The organism is Paenibacillus sp. FSL R7-277 (genome assembly GCF_000517965.1).
Taxonomy (GTDB): Bacteria; Bacillota; Bacilli; order Paenibacillales; family Paenibacillaceae; genus Paenibacillus_AQ; species Paenibacillus_AQ silagei.
Genome location: NZ_ASPX01000033.1, coordinates 67,559 through 85,699, shown reverse-complemented (window position 1 = coordinate 85,699; position 18,141 = coordinate 67,559). Strand labels below are relative to the sequence as shown.

The 18,141-nt window shown below is 52.4% G+C and carries 13 protein-coding genes; 11 read left to right on the top strand and 2 right to left on the bottom strand.

Features of this window, described 5'->3' with window-relative positions:
• Nucleotides 1–22: 22 nt before the first annotated feature.
• The 4 genes from C173_RS11780 to C173_RS11765 are packed head-to-tail and all read left to right on the top strand — an operon-like array spanning nt 23 to nt 6,076.
• Entirely contained in the window at nt 23–910 is an 888-nt protein-coding gene (locus C173_RS11780) for a carbohydrate ABC transporter permease (RefSeq protein ID WP_036724982.1), read from the top strand.
• A gap of 15 nt (nt 911–925) precedes the next feature.
• A complete protein-coding gene (locus tag C173_RS11775; RefSeq protein ID WP_036724981.1) occupies nt 926–2,713 on the top strand; it encodes a hypothetical protein in 1,788 nt (595 codons plus the stop codon).
• Between the two features lie 27 nt (nt 2,714–2,740).
• On the top strand, nt 2,741–4,492 hold the full coding sequence (locus tag C173_RS11770; protein WP_036724980.1) for a sensor histidine kinase: 1,752 nt from the start codon (nt 2,741–2,743) through the stop codon (nt 4,490–4,492).
• A complete protein-coding gene (locus C173_RS11765) occupies nt 4,493–6,076 on the top strand; it encodes a response regulator transcription factor (RefSeq protein WP_036724978.1) in 1,584 nt (527 codons plus the stop codon).
• A gap of 70 nt (nt 6,077–6,146) precedes the next feature.
• On the opposite strand, the gene C173_RS11760 is transcribed toward C173_RS11765, so the two are convergent.
• Nucleotides 6,147–6,926, bottom strand: a complete 780-nt coding sequence (locus tag C173_RS11760; RefSeq protein ID WP_036724976.1) for a helix-turn-helix transcriptional regulator — start codon at nt 6,924–6,926, stop codon at nt 6,147–6,149.
• A 169-nt stretch (nt 6,927–7,095) separates the two neighbouring features.
• On the opposite strand from C173_RS11760, the gene C173_RS11755 reads away from it, so the two are divergent.
• From C173_RS11755 to C173_RS11730, 6 genes are all read left to right on the top strand, one after another.
• Nucleotides 7,096–8,823, top strand: coding sequence for an extracellular solute-binding protein (locus C173_RS11755; RefSeq protein WP_036724974.1), 1,728 nt, complete (start codon nt 7,096–7,098; stop codon nt 8,821–8,823).
• Between the two features lie 72 nt (nt 8,824–8,895).
• Entirely contained in the window at nt 8,896–9,795 is a 900-nt protein-coding gene (locus tag C173_RS11750) for an ABC transporter permease (RefSeq protein WP_036724972.1), read from the top strand.
• A gap of 47 nt (nt 9,796–9,842) precedes the next feature.
• Nucleotides 9,843–10,730 (top strand): carbohydrate ABC transporter permease, encoded by an 888-nt coding sequence (locus C173_RS11745; protein ID WP_051478002.1) that lies wholly within the window; start codon nt 9,843–9,845, stop codon nt 10,728–10,730.
• Between the two features lie 51 nt (nt 10,731–10,781).
• Nucleotides 10,782–12,578, top strand: a complete 1,797-nt coding sequence (locus C173_RS11740) for a sensor histidine kinase (protein WP_235191863.1) — start codon at nt 10,782–10,784, stop codon at nt 12,576–12,578.
• Nucleotides 12,556–14,184, top strand: a complete 1,629-nt coding sequence (locus C173_RS11735; protein WP_036725124.1) for a response regulator transcription factor — start codon at nt 12,556–12,558, stop codon at nt 14,182–14,184. The genes C173_RS11740 and C173_RS11735 overlap by 23 nt, the downstream gene beginning before the upstream one ends.
• Before the next feature lie 283 nt (nt 14,185–14,467).
• On the top strand, nt 14,468–14,743 hold the full coding sequence (locus tag C173_RS11730; protein ID WP_036724969.1) for a hypothetical protein: 276 nt from the start codon (nt 14,468–14,470) through the stop codon (nt 14,741–14,743).
• Nucleotides 14,744–14,937: 194 nt separating this feature from the next.
• Here C173_RS11730 and C173_RS11725 read toward each other — a convergent pair whose 3' ends face one another.
• The gene (locus C173_RS11725) at nt 14,938–16,080 is read right to left on the bottom strand and encodes a glycosyl hydrolase family 8 (RefSeq protein WP_036724968.1); all 1,143 of its coding nucleotides are present in this window, start codon (nt 16,078–16,080) and stop codon (nt 14,938–14,940) included.
• A 225-nt stretch (nt 16,081–16,305) separates the two neighbouring features.
• Here C173_RS11725 and C173_RS11720 point away from each other — a divergent pair, with 225 nt between their 5' ends.
• A complete protein-coding gene (locus tag C173_RS11720; RefSeq protein WP_051477984.1) occupies nt 16,306–18,123 on the top strand; it encodes a family 43 glycosylhydrolase in 1,818 nt (605 codons plus the stop codon).
• Nucleotides 18,124–18,141: the final 18 nt, after the last annotated feature.

Below are 18,141 nucleotides of genomic sequence, written 5' to 3'. Positions count from 1 at the left end.
TCATAGAAAGCAGGGAATGCAGATGGTTCAAACCAACAAGGGCTTCCGGGTGTTTGTACACTTATGCCTGGCTGCAATATCCATATTATGTATCATTCCCTTCCTGCTGCTGATCGTATCGTCCATTACCAATGAGACCAGCCTGATTCAGGACGGGTATTCATTCTTCACCAGCCATCTTGATTTCACCGCTTATCAGTATATATTCACCAATTCCAGCGATGTGGCTCGGGCCTATCTGATCTCCATTATCGTCACGGTAGCCGGGACAGCGCTCAGCCTGCTCATTACCACCATGTTCGCTTATCCGCTGTCGCGCAGGGATCTTCCGGGGAAGAATCTATTTTCCTTTTTCATTTTCTTCACCCTGCTGTTCTCCGGCGGATTAATTCCGAGCTACATTATGTGGACACAGGTCTTCCATGTGAAAAATACGATGTATGCGCTGATCTTTCCCAATTTGCTGATGAACGCGTTCAACGTCATTATGATGCGCAGCTATTTCACGACGAACATTCCGGATGCCGTGACGGAAGCGGCCAAGATTGACGGAGCCGGGGAGATCCGGATTCTGTGGAGAATTGTACTGCCCATGTCCCTGCCGATTATTACAACACTGGTCCTGTTTATCGGACTCGGGTACTGGAATGACTGGCTGAACGGACTTTATTATATCAGCGACACAAGCTTGTACAGCTTGCAGGTGCTGCTCAATAAAATGCTGCTCGACACACTCTTCATGATGAGCGGACTCGGCAATAAGCTGCAGGTTAACATGGCGATGAACTTTCCGACAACTGCAATCAAAATGGCCATTGCGGTAATAGGCCTGCTTCCTGTACTGGTGGTCTATCCGTTTTTCCAGAGGTATTTTGTCAAAGGGATCGTTGTCGGTGCAGTTAAAGGATAAGGGGGAAGAATTTCAATGCCGGACTATTCAAATTTTAAGGTAGCCTTATATTTTACGACGAGATGTATTTCCAATTTTGATTCTGTAGAGAGCCTTAGACGCGGTTTTGATTTTTTTGATAAGCATTTGAACTGCTCCAAGGTCTATCTGGAGACCCACAGGGACGATATGGACATGTCCAGAGAGCAGCTTGAAGCCATGAAGCAGTTCTTCCTTGGCAAAGGAATTGCGGTCTCCGGCGCGATTACAACCACGCTGATGAAGACGACACTGAGCAAGCCGCTACGGAATGAAACCGGGGTTTACGGCAGCGGGGGCACGATTTTTGGAAGCCAGGCCGAGCCGGTTGAAGAAGGCTATAAGCGGTCTTGCACAACGCTGTGCTACACCAATGAGGAAGAGCTGCTTAAGCTGGAGGACATGGTCAGATTCTCGGCGAGCGTGTTCGATGAGGTGATTATTGATGATTTCTTCTTCACGAACTGCACCTGCCCGTCCTGTATCAAGGCCAAGGGGGAGCGGAGCTGGGCGGATTTTCGCTTGCAATTGATGACGGATGTATCGGAGAATGTAGTTATGCGCGCCGCCAAAGCGGTCAATCCCAAGGTGAACATGATCATCAAATTCCCGGACTGGTATGAAGCTTATCAGGAGACGGGGTATAATCCCGAGACGCAGGCCGGGATATTCGATGAGATCTATACCGGCACGGAGACGAGGGATTCCAACCATTCCGCGCAGAGCCTTCCGCGATATGGCAGTTATTCGCTCATGCGCTGGCTGGAGAAGCTGAAGCCCGGGCATAATGCAGGAGGGTGGATCGATTCGCTGGGAAGCACGCCGCATATCTCCTATTTCCTCGAACAAGCCTATCTCACGCTGTTCGCCAAGGGGAGAGAGCTGACCTTGTTCTGCTACAGCTGGCTGATCGACACCGTTCAGATTCCTGCACTCGGTCATGAGCTGGGCCGCCTGGATCAGGTGCTGGGTGCAGCCGGCAATCCTGTGGGCTTATCGGCGTATGAGCCGTTTCATGCCCGGGGCGAAGATCACCTGTACGATCATCTGGGCATGGCCGGATTCGCTCTGGAGCCTGCACCCCAATTCCCGGACAGCTCCGGCCTTGTCTTCATCTCGGCAAGCGGCGCCCAAGATCCTGACATCATGAATAAGCTGAGTAATCACCTGCTGAACGGATCGGATGTCTGTATCACCTCGGGGTTCCTGCGGGAGATGCAGGGCAAGGGTATCGAAGAGCTTACCTCGGCAAGATATACCGGCAGAAAAGCCTGCTCCAATGAATTTGTCTCCGAAGGCTCAGCCTTCAGCGGCTCTTACTGGAGCGGAAGCAGCTTGCTGTTGCCGGTCATTGAGTATATGAGCAACGCCGGGGATTGTCTGGTCGCGCTTAAGAAAGAAAACCACTGGGCTCCTGTGCTGTTAAGAAATAAATACGGCAACGGAACCGTCTATGTTCTGACCGTACCTGATGACTATGTCGAGCTGTATCAGTATCCGGCAGAAGTACTGACGATCATGCGCCAGCATTTAATGGGCGATTTGAAGATTTATCTAGAGTGCGGAGGGAAGATTTCCGTCTTCCTGTATGATAATGATACGTTTATTTTGGAGTCTTTCGCGGACGGCGAGGCGAAGGTTAAGGTGCACGTATCCGGGAATGGACGCAATTTGGTGGATGTAAGAACCGGAGACGTACTGCCGGTCTTTTACGGGAGACCGAATGAATCCGTATTTGAGGTTGAGGTGCAGCCGCTCCTGTACAGAGTGTTCAAGTTGGTATAGATATCCCCCGAGGAGAGCCGGATGCTTATGAGAGCGAGAGCACGAATTTCATACAAAAAACAGACCCTGCTGATCCTGCTGCTACTGATCGTTCCCTTTCTGATTTGCCTGCTACTGTACAATCTATATACGGCAAATACGGTGGTGAACGCCAATATATTGCAGGAGAACAAGAGCAAGCTCCGTGTCTACTCCTCGTCCTTCGAGAAGAATTTGTCCAATATCCATGCCTTCATGTCAACAACGGTAGCGAACGATACGAATTTCAAGGTCCTGGGCTATAAAGTGGGCAAATTAGACGCCTTCCTGTCCGCCAATGAGATCCTGGAGAAAAGCAAAAATGTCATGTCCATGTATGATATCGTTACCGGTTTTTTTCTATATTCCGCCCCTAACGGACTGATGTGGAATGAATTTCAACTTAAAACCGAAACGATGAACCGCCCAAAGCTGACAGAAGAAGTGCAGGGGATGATGCAGCAAGGGGATTTCACGCCTGCCGGGTGGTTTGTGCGCGAGCTGAATGCTGAATCCTATCTGGTCCGGGTATTTGAATACAAGCAGGCTTACTTCGTATGCATCATCCACCTGAACAGGGCAGCCCAATTATTGAATATGGACGGTTCGGCGAATGCCAATGCGTTGCTGTTTGCTTCCGGGGACATGCGTTTGTTGACGGCCGATCCCGATTTAGATCCTTCAGCGCACGTATTGACAACGAATAGCAGCGGCAAGCCTTATGATACAACGAAGGTAGGAGAGAAGAAGTACCTGTTCATTCAGAGCGACTTCGGGGTGAGCGGGGTGAAGATGGTGTATCTGGTGGCGCTGCGGAGCATCTGGGCGAATATGGACTCCAAGCAGTTATCGCTGCTGTTCTCCTCGATCCTGTGTCTGCTCCTTGTACCTCTAGGTTATTATCTGCTCAACCGTTCCTTTTTCTCTCCGTTTAAGGGCATGGTCCATACGATGAACAGTATCAAAGACGGTAATTTTGACGTAACCATGAGCAATCAGTCCCCGATTCTGGAATTTGAGCAGATGAGCGAGACCTTTAATGAGATGCTCCAGGAGATCAAGTCGCTGAACATCAAGACCTATGAACAGATGCTGGAAGCCCAGCTTGCCACCATGCAGTATCTGAGAATCCAGATCCGCCCGCATTTTTATCTGAATTGCCTGAACAACCTGTATGCCCTGGCCCAGAACGGAGACTATAAGCAGATCCAGGAGATGATCCTTCTGCTGTCAGGGTATCTGCGGCATATGTTTCAGGAATCTCCCTATTTTGTCTCCCTGGCGGATGAAATGCGTAATACAGAGACGTATGTGGAGCTGCAACGGATGACGCAGTCCATACCGATTTATTTCTCGGCGGATGTGGTGGACGAGCTCCGGGATTTCCCCATCCCCCCGATCACGATCCTGACGTTTGTTGAGAATTCCATGAAATTCGGGATGTACCAGAACAAGTCCTTGATTATCCATGTGAAGGTCAGGCTGCTGAAGAATGACGCAATGAACTATGTCAACATCACCATTCTGGACAACGGGAAGGGCTTCCCGGAGGAGGAGCTGAGCCGCCTGAATTCGGAGCAGACCGGGGAAGATTCGCAGCATGTGGGAATCAGCAATGTGAAGCGCCGCTTTTATATTCAATATAAGGGCAAGGCGATTCTGTCTTTCTCCAACTCCAACGGCGCATGTGTGGATATATTCATTCCGTATTCCGAGCCCGAATCCCAGGCGGAGCCTGAGACGAACAATGGGGTGGTCTAGATGATTGTGCTGATTGTGGATGATCAGATCAATATTGTAGAGGGTATCTATTCAGGGATTAACTGGAAATCCATCGGGGTGGAACAGGTGCTGAAGGCATTCAATGCCCTGGAAGCGAAGGAGATTCTTAAAAGCCAGATTGTCGATATTCTGCTCAGCGATATTGAGATGCCCGGGGAAAGCGGTCTTGACCTCCTAAGATGGGTGCAGGAGAAGCAATATGAGCTCATCTGCCTGTTCCTGACCTCTCATGCGGATTTCGAGTATGCGAAGGAAGCGGTTCAGCTGGGCGGGCATGACTATATTCTTCAGCCGGCCAGATATGAGGATATTGAGCAGTCCATCATCCAGGCGGTCCGCAAAATTAAGGGCAAACGCGAGACCGAGAAATACTCCTCCTACGGGAAGCTGCTGTTCAATAACAGTGAGCGTATTCTGCAGGTTCTGCTGAAAGAATGGTTCACAGAGAATTCTACCCATGTGGAGCATTTCCTGGCAGATATGAGAAGCTTCAATATTCCGATTAACGAGAGCAGTAAGGTGTACTTGACGTTAATCGATATGATCAGTGACCGTGATTCCTATAGTGTATGGGATCCCCCTACCTTATCCTATGCCTTGTCGAATATTATTACGGAGCACTTTGACGCTTACAGGCAGCAGATTCTGCTGATCCCAGTGGAGGAGCAATGCTTCTTATGTATCATTTTCTCCCGCGAGAACGAACTGGTCAGTACCTGGATTCTTAAGCAGCAGCTGGACAGCCTGCGGGAATTCATGCAAAAGTATTTCAAATGCAGGATTGCCTGTTATTCCGGCTCCTCCCTGTCTATCGATATGCTGGGCAAGCGGTTCACAGAGCTCCACAAAATGAAGGAAGACAATGTTACGTTCCTGGATGACGTATTCATATGGAATCAGGATCAGATGCTACCGCAGAATGCAAGCCATGCTGAGGATATACATCTGTGGAATCAATTCCTCGGCAAGGGATCGCCTGACCAGATTCTGAAGCAGGTGTTGTCCTTCTTAAGACAAAGGTCAGAGGAAGGAGGACTGAATGCGGAACGCCTGAAGCGGTTCTACCAGAACTTCATGCAGTTGCTCTCTCATATGACAGGGTATATGGACATCTCCGTCAATGATATCTTTGAAGGCAGCGAATGGCTGGACAAGTCGCTTCATTCCTATTCCAGTGTAGCGGACATGGAGAAGCTGATTCAATATGTGATGGAATATTTCCAGAGTGTGGCCGTATCCAAGCAGGATGCGCAGCGGCTGGTAGATACGATCATCCAGTATATCCGCAGCAACATAGAGATTGATATCCGGAGGACGGATATTGCCGATGCGGTCCATCTGACACCCAATTACGTCTCGCGGCTGTTTAAGAGTGTAATGAATGTCTCCCTGAAGAGCTTCATCATCACCGAGAAAATGAACACGGCGCGAACGCTGCTAAGGAATACAGCCCTGCCCATCAGCATGGTTGCGGCCAAAGTAGGCTATGCCAATTTTTCGCATTTCACGCAAGCCTATAAATCATTCTTCGGCGTAACTCCCATGGAGGACCGGCAGAACTGAAATTCCGAACGTTGCCCTTACTGGTTATCAAACCGGAGGCAACGGCCGGAAGCCCCGATAGGCTCTGGAGTTACGGCGGCGAAGCCCCGGCCTTGGCCAGTCGCTGGTAATTTCGCGGTGTATACCCGGTCATCTGCTTGAATTGACGGCAGAAGTGCTCTACGTTCGGATACCCGCACCGTGCTGCGATATCAGCGATGCTCTCTGTACTGTGGATGAGGTATTCCTTGGCCATGCGGATGCGGCTGTTAATGACATCCTCCATACAGGAGAGTCCGAAGGTTTTTTTGTAGATATTCTGAAGATAGCCTGAACTGATCTCCAGCACACCGGCCATTCTGGCTACGGTCCAGTACTCCCCGGGATTGGTCTGAATGGACGTGCGCAGCTTCAGCAGCTTGTAATATTGCGGGGTAATATTGTCCTGGAAATAGGATTCCCACAGCTTGTTGAACAGTGCGCGCAGGAGCAGATCGATGGAAGAGGCTTTACAGTCCCCGCCCATATGATGCTCGCTGGCCAGCAGCTCAAGCAGCTTTTGGCAATAGTCAGGGTCGCTAAGTGCAAAGGGAATGCTCAAGGGAAGCGGTGATTCCGTAATATAAGGCTCACTTGATTCAAAACGAATCCAGTCATTGATGAACTGGCCGGTGCAGGCCTGATAATAGACCTTCTGCTGCGGCTGGTAGAGAACTACGCTGTGCGCAGGGTATTGCTTGAGACCGCCATGCACCCAGAATAGCGCCGGAGTCTTGGTAATGACCAGGAGCCAATGCGCACCAGCTGGAACATCTACAACGAAATTCGAAGCGTGTGTTGTATTGCACTCGACATAGTGAATAAGGGCCATTTCCATCCTCCTCCCGGCAAACATGCTTAATTATAGCATGGTTTTTTTGTGTTTTTGTCAATGCCGGATAAGTGAAGTAAAAATGTGAGCGTTGTCAATAAATAGGTGCCTCCCCCATAATGAAAGCGTAACCAAATAAAGACCACAATAATTGAACTGGGGGTTGACTATGAACACAGGTACAAGAAAAGGTCAGAGTTTACTGAAGAGTACTTCCATCCTGTTGTTGTCTGCACTGCTGTTGTCCGCTTGCTCGGGCAAGCTGGAATCCGGTAACGGCGGCAAGGAAGCGGCAGCCGGTAATGATCCGAAGCCAAGTGCAGCTGTAGATGAGAGTCCGCTCGGCAAATACGATCCTCCGATTGAGCTATCGTTCGTCAGAGATCTGAGCGATGTGGTAGAGAATAACGTGCTTGGCGTATTGAAGGATGAGACGATTGATAACAACCGCTGGACCAAGTTGTATGAGGATCAGCTCGGCATCAAGATCAAATATAACTGGATTGTGAAGGGCAGCCAGACCTCGGATCAATATTTGCAGAAAATCAATGTCACCCTGGCCTCCGGGGATCTGCCGGATGTAACGCCGGTCAACGCCACCCAGCTCAAGCAGTTGGCCGATTCGGACCAGCTTGAGGATATGACGGCGTTATATGAAAAGTATGCTTCCCCGTTCACCAAGAAGGTGCTGTCGGGAGAAGGCACAAGTGTATTCGATGCCGCGACCTTCGATGGCAAGCTGATGGCAATTCCGAGCCTGGAATCCTCCATTGAACGCTCGATGTATATCTGGATTCGGACAGACTGGCTGGAGAAGCTCGGTATGCAGCCGCCGAAGACGATGGCGGATGTCCTGGCGATCTCTGAAGCGTTCGCTGATAAGGACCCCGACGGTAACGGCAAGAAGGATACCTATGGCCTTGGCATCACCAAGGATCTGTGGGGCGGGGCCATGGGACTGGAAGGCTTCATGGCCGGGTATAATGCCTATCCGAACATCTGGCTGGATGACGGAACCGGCAAGCTGGTCTACGGCAGTATTCAACCGGAAGTGAAGAAGGCGCTCCAGGTGCTGCAGGATATGGCCAAGAAGGGCCAGCTTGACCAGGAGTTCGGTGTTAAGGATGGAGGCAAGGTCTCCGAGCTGATCTCGGCCGGGAAGATCGGGATGGAATACGGCGAGCAGTGGAATTCCATCTGGCCGCTGCAGCTTAACCGTGACAATGATCCCAAGGCGCAGTGGCAGGCCTTCCCGATTGTCTCGGAATCGGGCGACACGCCGAAGGTGCCGCTGAAGTTCAGCACAACCCGCTTCTTCGCAGTCAAGAAGGGCGCTGCCCATCCGGAAGCGGTGATCAAATTGTTCAACCTGCATGTGGAGAAGAACTGGGGCGAGACAGCCGAATTCGATAAGTACTATGCACCGCCGGAAGCGGAAAGTGTCTGGCAGCTGTCTCCGGTTACGCCGTATCCGGTCACGAAGAATGTAGATGCGTTCCGTGAGATTGATGCTGCCCGCAAGGCTGGTGACTTCTCTACACTGAAGGGTGAAGCCAAGACGATCCAGGAGAAGCTGGAGTCCTATGCTTCAGGTTCAACGGAGGGCTTCTCCCTGTGGGGCTGGGAGCGGATCTATGGAGAGCAGGGCTCCATGGGCATAGCTGACCAGTATATCAAGAATGACCAGTTCCTGCAGGAGAAATTCGTCGGCGCTCCGACTCCGACTATGGTCGAGCGTAAGACAACGCTTGAGAAGCAGCAGAATGAAATGTTTGTCAAAATCATTCTGGGTGACCCTATCGAGAAGTTCGACCAGTTCGTGAAGGACTGGAAGAAGCTGGGCGGGGATCAAATTACGCAAGAGGTCAACGAATGGTACGCAGCGACTAAGAAATAAAGCGCCCCTGGAGGAAGAAAACGACCTTTTCTTCCTCCATTCCATTCTTGCCTGCAGATGTGGAGGATAACGATGAGAACAAAACTGCGAAAAGAACTGCCGCTTCATTTGATGCTTTTGCCGGGACTGGTGATGATCATTCTGTTCTCCTACGTCCCCATGGCCGGTGTCATGATTGCATTCCAGAAATTCATCCCTGCCAAGGGCTTGTTCGGGGATCAAAAATGGGTGGGCCTCGATAACTTCGAATATGTGATGAACCTGCCAAGCTTCACACAGGTGCTGTGGAATACGCTGTTTATTTCGAGTCTCAAGCTGATTCTGGGCCTGATTATTCCGCTGGTATTCTCGATTCTGCTGAACGAGCTGGCCAGTAATGTAATCAAGCGTTCCGTACAGACAGCGATCTATCTGCCGTATTTCTTGTCCTGGGTCGTGCTTGGCGGCATCTTGATTGATATTCTGTCTCCATCGGGCGGGATTGTGAATGAATTCCTCGGATGGTTCGGTGTCTCCAAGATATTCTTCCTCGGCGACAATGACTGGTTCCCCTTCACGCTGATTGCTTCGGATGTGTGGAAGAACTTCGGTTACGGCACGATTGTATATCTGGCGGCTATTACGGGCATTGATCCCGGGTTATATGAAGCAGCTACCATTGACGGTGCGAACCGCTGGCACAAGACCTGGCATATTACCATTCCGGGCATACGCATGGTCATCGTCCTGCTGTCGGTACTCAGTCTGGGTCAACTGCTGAACGCGGGCTTTGATCAGGTCTTCAATCTGTACAGTCCACAGGTCTATGAGAGCGGGGATATCCTGGATACCTTCGTCTACCGGATCGGTCTGCTCGACGCACAATACGGCGTAGCGACTGCCGTCGGCTTCTTTAAATCGATCATATCGCTTACCTTAATTTCCAGCTCGTATTTCCTGGCCTACCGTTTCGCCAAATACCGGATTTTTTAGAGGAGGGAGATCCCTTGCAGCAACAGCTAACGCCTAAACAGACAGACATCACTACTGTTCACCGTTCAAAAAAGTTTGACGGGATATCGGTGCTGAACGCCACCTTTCTCATTCTGGTCTCACTGCTCTGTATCCTCCCGCTTATTCATATTATAGCGGTGTCCTTCAGCTCCAGCGCGGCCGCCTCCGCAGGGTATGTCAGGCTCTGGCCGGTAGATTTCACCTTCGCCTCGTATATGTATACGATGAGCCGCACAGAATTCTGGCAGTCAATGCTTGTATCGCTGACCCGGATCGGGATTGGGACGCCGCTGAACTTGTTGCTGACGATCCTCGTGGCCTACCCGCTATCCAAGGAATCACACGCTCTGCGGTTCCGCAGCGTCTATGCCTGGGCCTTCTTCGTCACGATGCTGTTTAACGGCGGGCTGATCCCCTGGTATACCACGCTCAAGGAGTATGGCCTGCTGGATTCCATCTGGGCGCTGGTGCTGCCCGGTGCAGTTCCTGTGTTCAGTGTGGTGCTGCTGCTTAACTTCTTCCGGGAGATTCCGAAGGAGCTGGAAGAGGCGGCGCTGATTGACGGGGCCGGCCACTTCCGGACGGTCTGGTCTATCTTCGTGCCGATCTCCAAGCCTGCGCTGGCTACACTGGCCTTGTTCTCAATGGTGGAGCACTGGAACAGCTGGTTCGACGGCCTGCTACTCATGGGGAATCCGGCCAACTATCCGCTGCAGAGCTATATTCAGACGATAGTGATCCAGCAGAACCTGTCGAATATGTCGCGTGATGCCATGCTTGATCTGGCGCTGATCTCGGACCGGACGCTGAAGTCTTCCCAGATCTTCCTCGGCTCCCTACCGATTATTCTGGCCTATCCGTTCCTGCAGAAATATTTCGTGAAGGGGATTGTACTCGGCAGTGTCAAAGGTTAACCTCCCGGAAGTTATGCATAAGCCTGCGGCTCTCCCCGGATTCAGGCTATAATGGTGAAAATGATTGCTGGGGGCCTGGGATTGTTGTTCAAAAAGGATTACTCACTGCGCAATACGATATTTCTGCGGCTGATTGTGACCTTTCTGCTCATTATGCTGCCTATTCTTGTCTTCGCCGCTTATCTGTATCAGTGGATTGTGCAAACGGCCAGCAGCGATATCCGAAGCTCGGCCAGCGCGCAAACCGTCTTCTACTTAAATGATATGGAGAATGAGATCGAGCGGATGAAGCTGCTGCAATACAGTCTGCTGGAGGATGAGGATCTGAACAAGCTGGCTCTGACCTGGGAGACGCTGCCGACCATTGACCGCACGGAGAATCTGAATTCGCTGATGAAGCGGCTGTTCATCGTGCAGAACAGCAGCACGTATATCAAGGACGTCAGGGTTCATATCATGACTATAGGTCGGACCATATCATCAGTTGGCGGCGTGCGTGAGATTGAACTGAAGCGCTTCCGCGAGATCCGCTCGGTCTTCGGGGACCGCCGTTCCCAGGTGATTGAGTGGGATGGCGGCCTGTACCTTAGTGCGATGAAGCAGCGGGGCATCAAGGGGGCGGAGCCGCTGCTGACGGTTGAGATTGAGCTGGACACCCAGGAGCTGCGGGCGGCGCTGGGCCAATTCAATACGTATCCCGGCAGTGGAACGCTGTTGCTCTCCCATAGTGCGAGATTCGCGCTCTACAGCATGACCGGCGAGCTGGCGCAGGCGGAACCGTCCCAGTATGCCCGGGATATCCGCGCGGTGGCCTCCGGGGAGAGGCTGAGGATCGCAGGTGCGCCTTATTATATCGTCCAGACCGGCTCACAGGAGCTTGGCTTGTCCATCTACCGGATCATCCCGGAGGCTATTATCAAGAATCCGCTGAGCAAATTCTATACCTGGGCCTGGGTGTTCGCCGTGGCTGCGCTTGCCATCATCATTGCTTTTGCACTATCGACCTACAAGTTCATTCATAAGCCGATGCTGACGCTGGTGAAGAGCTTCCGGAGAATGGAGCAGGGTGATCTGGACATTCATATCCAGCATGAGTCGAAGGATGAATTCCGTTATCTGTACAGCCGCTTCAACCAGATGGTGAGCAATCTGCACTCCCTGATCGACCAGGTGTACAAGCAGAAGATTATGGCCCAGCGGGCAGAGCTGAAGCAGCTGCAATCACAGATTAACCCGCATTTTCTGTACAACAGCTTCTTCATTCTGAACACAATGGCGAAGACCGGCGATACCGAGCGGATCGAACAGCTTACTACGATGCTGGGGGAATACTTCCAGTTTGTCACCCGTAACGCTTCCGATCTGGTGTCATTGGAGCAGGAGATTCACCATGCAAGGATGTATACAGAGATTCAGGCCATGCGCTTCTCCCGCAGAATTGGGGTCCGGTTCGATGCCTTGTCGGAGGAGCTGAAGAAAGTGTCCGTTCCGCGGCTGATTGTGCAGCCGATTATTGAGAACGCGTTCAAGCACAGCCTGGAAAAGAAAGCCATGGAGGGCCTGATCATTGTCCGCTTCGCGCAGGAAGGCCCGGATATCCGCATTATCGTTGAGGATAACGGGGACCGGCTGAGCGATGACATGCTGGAGCAACTGAAAGAGTCCCTTAATGTCTATCAGGAGCAGGCGGAAACCACCGGCCTTGTGAACATTCACCGGCGCATCCGCATAACCTTCGGGGAAGAGAGCGGCTTGCTGGCAGACCGGAGTGAGCTGGGCGGACTAAGGGTAACCATCCTGCTTAGAGCTGGAGGTGAGAATGCTGATGTACAGGATGCTTATCGTTGATGATGAAGAGATTATCACAGATGGACTGGCGGTAATTTTCGGCAAAATGGAGCTTGAGCTGGACATCTACAAGGCCTACTCGGGCTGTGAAGCGCTAAATCTGCTGCACCGGACCCGGGTGGATATTGTCCTGTCTGATATCTGCATGCCCGAGATGGACGGGCTGGAGCTGATGGAGCATATCCGCCGGAGCTGGCCGCAATGCAAAATCGTCTTCCTGACCGGACACAGCGACTTCAATTATGTCTACCAGGCGATTCAGGCTCCGGGCGTCCAGTATGTGCTCAAGAATGAAGGTTATCCGAAGCTGATTGAAGCGGTGATGCGTGCGCTACAGGAATTGAACGACACCATGCAGGTGAATGATCTGATCCGTGAATCCAAGGAGCAGCTGAACACGCTAGAGACCTTGGCACAGGGCGATTATTTCCGCCATCTCATTCACAGCGTCAAGGCGGATCAGGATATGGCCGGGGACTTCGTCCGTCTGAACATTCCGCTTGATGCTTCGCGGCCGGTGCTGATCGCTCTGGGCAGTATCAGTGATCCTGAATCCTCGCGCACGTATATGGACCGCCGGGAGACAGCGCTTGCGGTCAAGTTCCTGTCGGAGAAGCTGCTGAAGGAGCGGACGGTCAGCCTTGGGGTTATCGACCGGTACGGTGACCTGATCTGGCTGATTCAGCCGGGCGGGACGGGAGAGGCTTCGCAGCCGGAGGATTTGGAGCAGATGATTAAATTTCTGGAAGGCACCTTCGAGCTGATTCAGCAGTCGTGCAGGGAATCGCTGGAGGTCGGGATGGCCATCACTCTCAGTGCGGAGGAGTCTGCCTGGTCCAGGCTTCAGGTAGTGTACGATAAAGCGAGGCAGGTTCAGCATTACCGGGCAGGAGACGGAGAGCGGATGGTGCAGAAGGTGCAGCTGAATGAAGCGGCGGCGCCGGATACCATGCGTGACCGGTTCATGCAGGGCAAGGTGGAGACTCTGGCTGCACATCTGGAGGCGGGCCGTAAGGAGGAATTCCTCCGGCTGTTCGGGGAGATGGCTGAACCTGCTGGGCAGGAATGCACGCGGGGCAACCCTTATTTGACTGAGCTGTATTACACTATTGCTCTGATGCTCATGTCGTATACGAACAGATGGGAAGCGGATCAGGAGATCGGGGCAAGCGGGCTGATGCAGCTGGAGGTCCACCGGACATGGGGAGAAGCCTTCCGTTATCTGGAGGACATCGCCGGGAATCTGTTCTCTGTCCGCAGGAGCGGCGAGCAGAAGCGGGCGGCGGGTGTTATCGACCGGATCTGCATATATATAGAAGAGAATCTCGACCAGGACCTGTCGCTGGTCCGTCTGGCCGATGTGATCCACTTCAATCCTTCCTATCTGTCCCGCCTGTTCAAGCAGGAACGGGGAATCAATCTGTCCGAGTATATCGAGGAGTTGCGCGTCCGCCAGGCCAAAGAGCTGCTGCGCAGAGGGGAGCTGAAAGTGGCGGAGGTCGGCTCGCTAATCGGCTACGTCACCCCGCAATCCTTCACCCGGGTATTCAAAAAATGGACCGGAACGACGCCTCAGGAATACCGTATGGATGTGGTTGGCGGCTAAATGTCCTGCGCTCGTGGCTGGCGGCCACGAGCGAGGGTGGAGCAGGGGAGAGATAACGGGGAAGGCCCATTGGGTGAGAGCGACAGGATGAGAGACGTAAGAATGAGATACATTGGATGAGAAATATTAGAGGAAGATATAGTCGCTCCTTCGGTATGGATGGCGTTGCCTCCATCGTCCGGGGGAGCGATTGTTCGTTGAGGAGAGTAAATGAGAGGGATAAATCCCATTAATGCAGCCGAAAGTCGGCTGGACGGGCGAATGAAAGGGATTAATCCCATTAATGCAGCCAAAAGTTGGCTGGATGGGCAAAAAGAAAGGGATAAATCCCATTAATGCAGCCAAAAGTTGGCTGGATGGGCGAATGAAAGGGAAAAATCCCATTAATGCAGCCAAAAGTTGGCTGGATGGGCGAATGAAAGGGAAAAATCCCATTAATGCAGCCGAAAGTGGGCTAGATGGAGAAATGAAAGGGATAAATCCCATTGATGCAGGCGACAGTGATGGTATTAGAGTAACGAGGAGCACCGCAAGTGCCCCTGATATCGGCAGAAGTTAGCTAAATGAGTGAATGAGGAGCAGAAGTGCCCCTGATATTGGTTGAAGTTGGCTAAATGAGTGAACGAGGAGCAGAAGTTGGCTAAACGAACAAATCAGGAGCACAAGTGCCCCTGATTTCACTCTACATAGTCCATCTGCCCCGCCAGAAGTAGGCCAATGGAGGACAGTGTGGCCAGCTTTAGTTAGTTTCTTTTATAAGTAAATCCGATAATTCCCGCTTAGCGCCAGCATGGTGAAGAAGTATAGACAGTTGTCGTAATACCGCCGTTCTCCGGTGCGCAGCGGGGTGTCCCAGAATAGCTTGACGAAATGCCCGGCATCCGGGCCATCGGCGGCAAGCGAGGCCATGGCCAGAGTGGATAGCAGGCCGACCGGATGCAGCGAAGGCTCGTCGAACGGCTGACCGTCAATGGTATACCGCCGGTAATCAGCCGGATCGATATCGCGGAAGAAAGCCTGAATGCGGTTAGACTGCTCTACCTGCCAAGGATCGCAGCGGAACCATTCATAATCCAGCCCAATGTTGGCGGCGACCCGGTAAGCATCACTGAAGAAGTGGCGGAAGTCGCCATGCGGTTGAGGTTCCGCCGGAGTTCCGTCATAGTTGGCGTATTCCGGCGACAGCCCAGTAACCGGGTGGCAGGCCAGATGCAGGTAATCCCGACTCCGAGCAGCGGCATCCTTCCAGAACGCCCGGTCTGCTTCATCCGCTTGCAGCGCAAACAAATCATAGAAATGCGGCAAATGATAGGAGGGATCGCTGAACGGAGTCTCCGGGATGAACTTGATCAGCCGGGTCTCCGGGTCCCACATCGGATGGCCTTCCCCGTCTTCTCCCTTGTGCACACAAGCGCGGAGAATGATTCTGGCCTGCTCGGAATAATTGAATGGCGCGGCCCCGTCACCCCAGCGGCGGGAAGCGAAGAATAGTGCCATCGCGAAGAACTCTTCTCCATCCGGCGCGGGGCCGGGAGACAACCGTGTACCATCCAGCTTGCATTGCCAGGCGAAATAATCCTTATATCGGCCCTCCGTATGCTGCATGAATACCTTGGCGAAATTCCAGAGCCGGTCGAACTCCTCCTTTTTATCCATCTGAACCGCCATCATCATCCCGTAGGACATGCCCTCTGTGCGCACATCGGTATTGCCTGTATCTACGATATAACCCTTATCCTCATCCATAGTATGATAGAGCCGGACATCAGGGGCGCCGTAGAACATTTCGTTCCAGGTATCTTCCAGCCGCTGCTGAATCGCCTCCGGACGCAGTCCGTTCTCAAGGAACAGATTTCTGTACTCCCCTGTGTAAAAAGAGCCCTCTGTAGTATTCATCATAACATCCTCCAGGTGAATTTTATTTTGCCCAAGTATATCATAAGCGGCAGTATAGAGATTAAAGCGTTTTCCAGATATTTTATAGAGGATTCCGGCTCCAGCCCATAATCTAAGGATAGATCAAGCTTAGGTGTCTATATGTCATGGACTTCACGCCAAAAGCTTCTCTATACTGATAGGGACATGCTGCAAGATGAATAACAAGGTAAGGGTGATAGAGCTATGAATGAGGTTGCAGAGCTAATGAAGCTTACAGTCTACACGCGCATACCGAACCAGGATTACACCGGGTCTCTCGCCAACAGTGTTCATATGGCCTGTGCAGATGACACTAGTGAATTTCAGCCCCTTAACCGGAACTATGGCCTATTATTTGCCGTGGCCACCGTGGATGAGAAGAATGTGATTCATGAAAAAGGACTCAAAAACCCCTATCTGTTCCGTACACAGGATGGTGCTTTCGGGATGATTGCGGTAAGGATTGACGCCTCGGGGGAGGATGACGGGGAGAGCAGGGGGCAGATTCTGCTGTGGACCTCGCCGGATCTGGTGACCTTCGATGCCCAGCGGCTTGTCCGGCTCGATAATGAACGCTATGTAAAAGAAGCAGTCTGCGCACTGGACAGTACTGGCGGATATGAGATCCGCTGGCAGGACAATGACGGCAGCTATTATGTGAACCGGCTGGCCGACCTGCTGAAGCCGGAAGGGATCTCGCCGCCGGAGCCTGCGGAAGCTTACACAGTAGAGCGGCCCGCTCAGCCGCTGCCCGGAACCCGTCCGGGGAATGTGCTGACAGTTTACGGTCCCGCCGGCCGCAAGGTTCAGGCGGCCTGGACCCCGGTGCATAACACCGGTATTCGCGTGGAGGAGCAGGTCAGTGTCCACTCCGCCGGCGAATTGACAAAGGTCAGAGCCACAGCGCTATATTCTGACGGCTCCACTGCCGATAAGCGGGTGGCCTGGGATACCGCAGGGATTGATTTCACCTTGCCGGGAACACATACCATACATGGCAAAGTGGTCACTTATGACTTGCCGTTCCCGTTAGCAAGCGGCTATGCTGACCCGGTGATTCTCCCTTGGAACGGCAGGTATTACTTCCTGGCTACCAATGACAATGTCAATAATATCGGCATCTATGTCCGCGTGGCAGATACCTTGCAGGACTTATTCGCTCCGGGCTTCCAGGAAGCCGTTATACTGGATCTGAATGAGGAGCTGAACTTCATCCAGACCTTCTGGGCACCGGAATTCCATGTCATCGGCGGGGAGCTGTACATCCTGTTCGCTGTTGGCGGCAAGGTATGGGGACCGCAATGCCATCTGATGAAGCTGAACCCCGGCGGCGATATTATGAAGGCCGGGGATTGGAGTACGCCGGTCCGGGTGAAGCGGATGGACGGTACTCCATTGGCCGCAGACGGCATTACGCTGGATATGACTTATTTCAAGGCAGACGGCACCTCCTGTGTAGTCTGGTCTTACCGCAAAGGGATCGGAACGCCGCTGGATACCGGCTCCATGCTATACATCGCCACTGTAGATGAAGCGAACCCGGCGGTATTAACCAGTGAACCGGTGCTGCTGTCGCGTCCTCTGCTGGGCTGGGAGAATGTTCAGGGCACGATTAATAATGAAGGCCCGTATCCGCTCCTGACGGAAGATACCGTATATATTGCCTATTCCGGCGGGGCGGCAACAGGATACACCTATGCGGTAGGCTGGTTGAGCATTCCAAGGGGCGGCGATGTTCTGGATGCCGGTGCCTGGAGCAAGGCGGGCACGCCGGCACTTTCTTATTATTCGCTGGACGGGGTGTACGGTCCGGGGCATAATTCCTTTTTCCAGGATACAGATGGTACTACGCTAGTCCTCTACCACGGGGAAGAGCAGCTGGTGAAGCATGGAACGAGATGCTCGGCGATCCACAGAGTCCATTACAACAGTAACGGGGTCCCTCTGCTCGATGTGGCTGGGGAGAGAGATGTGCACCCGGATTACGCCGACTGCACGATACAGGTGACAGTGCTTGATTAGACTGGAGTCACGGCAATC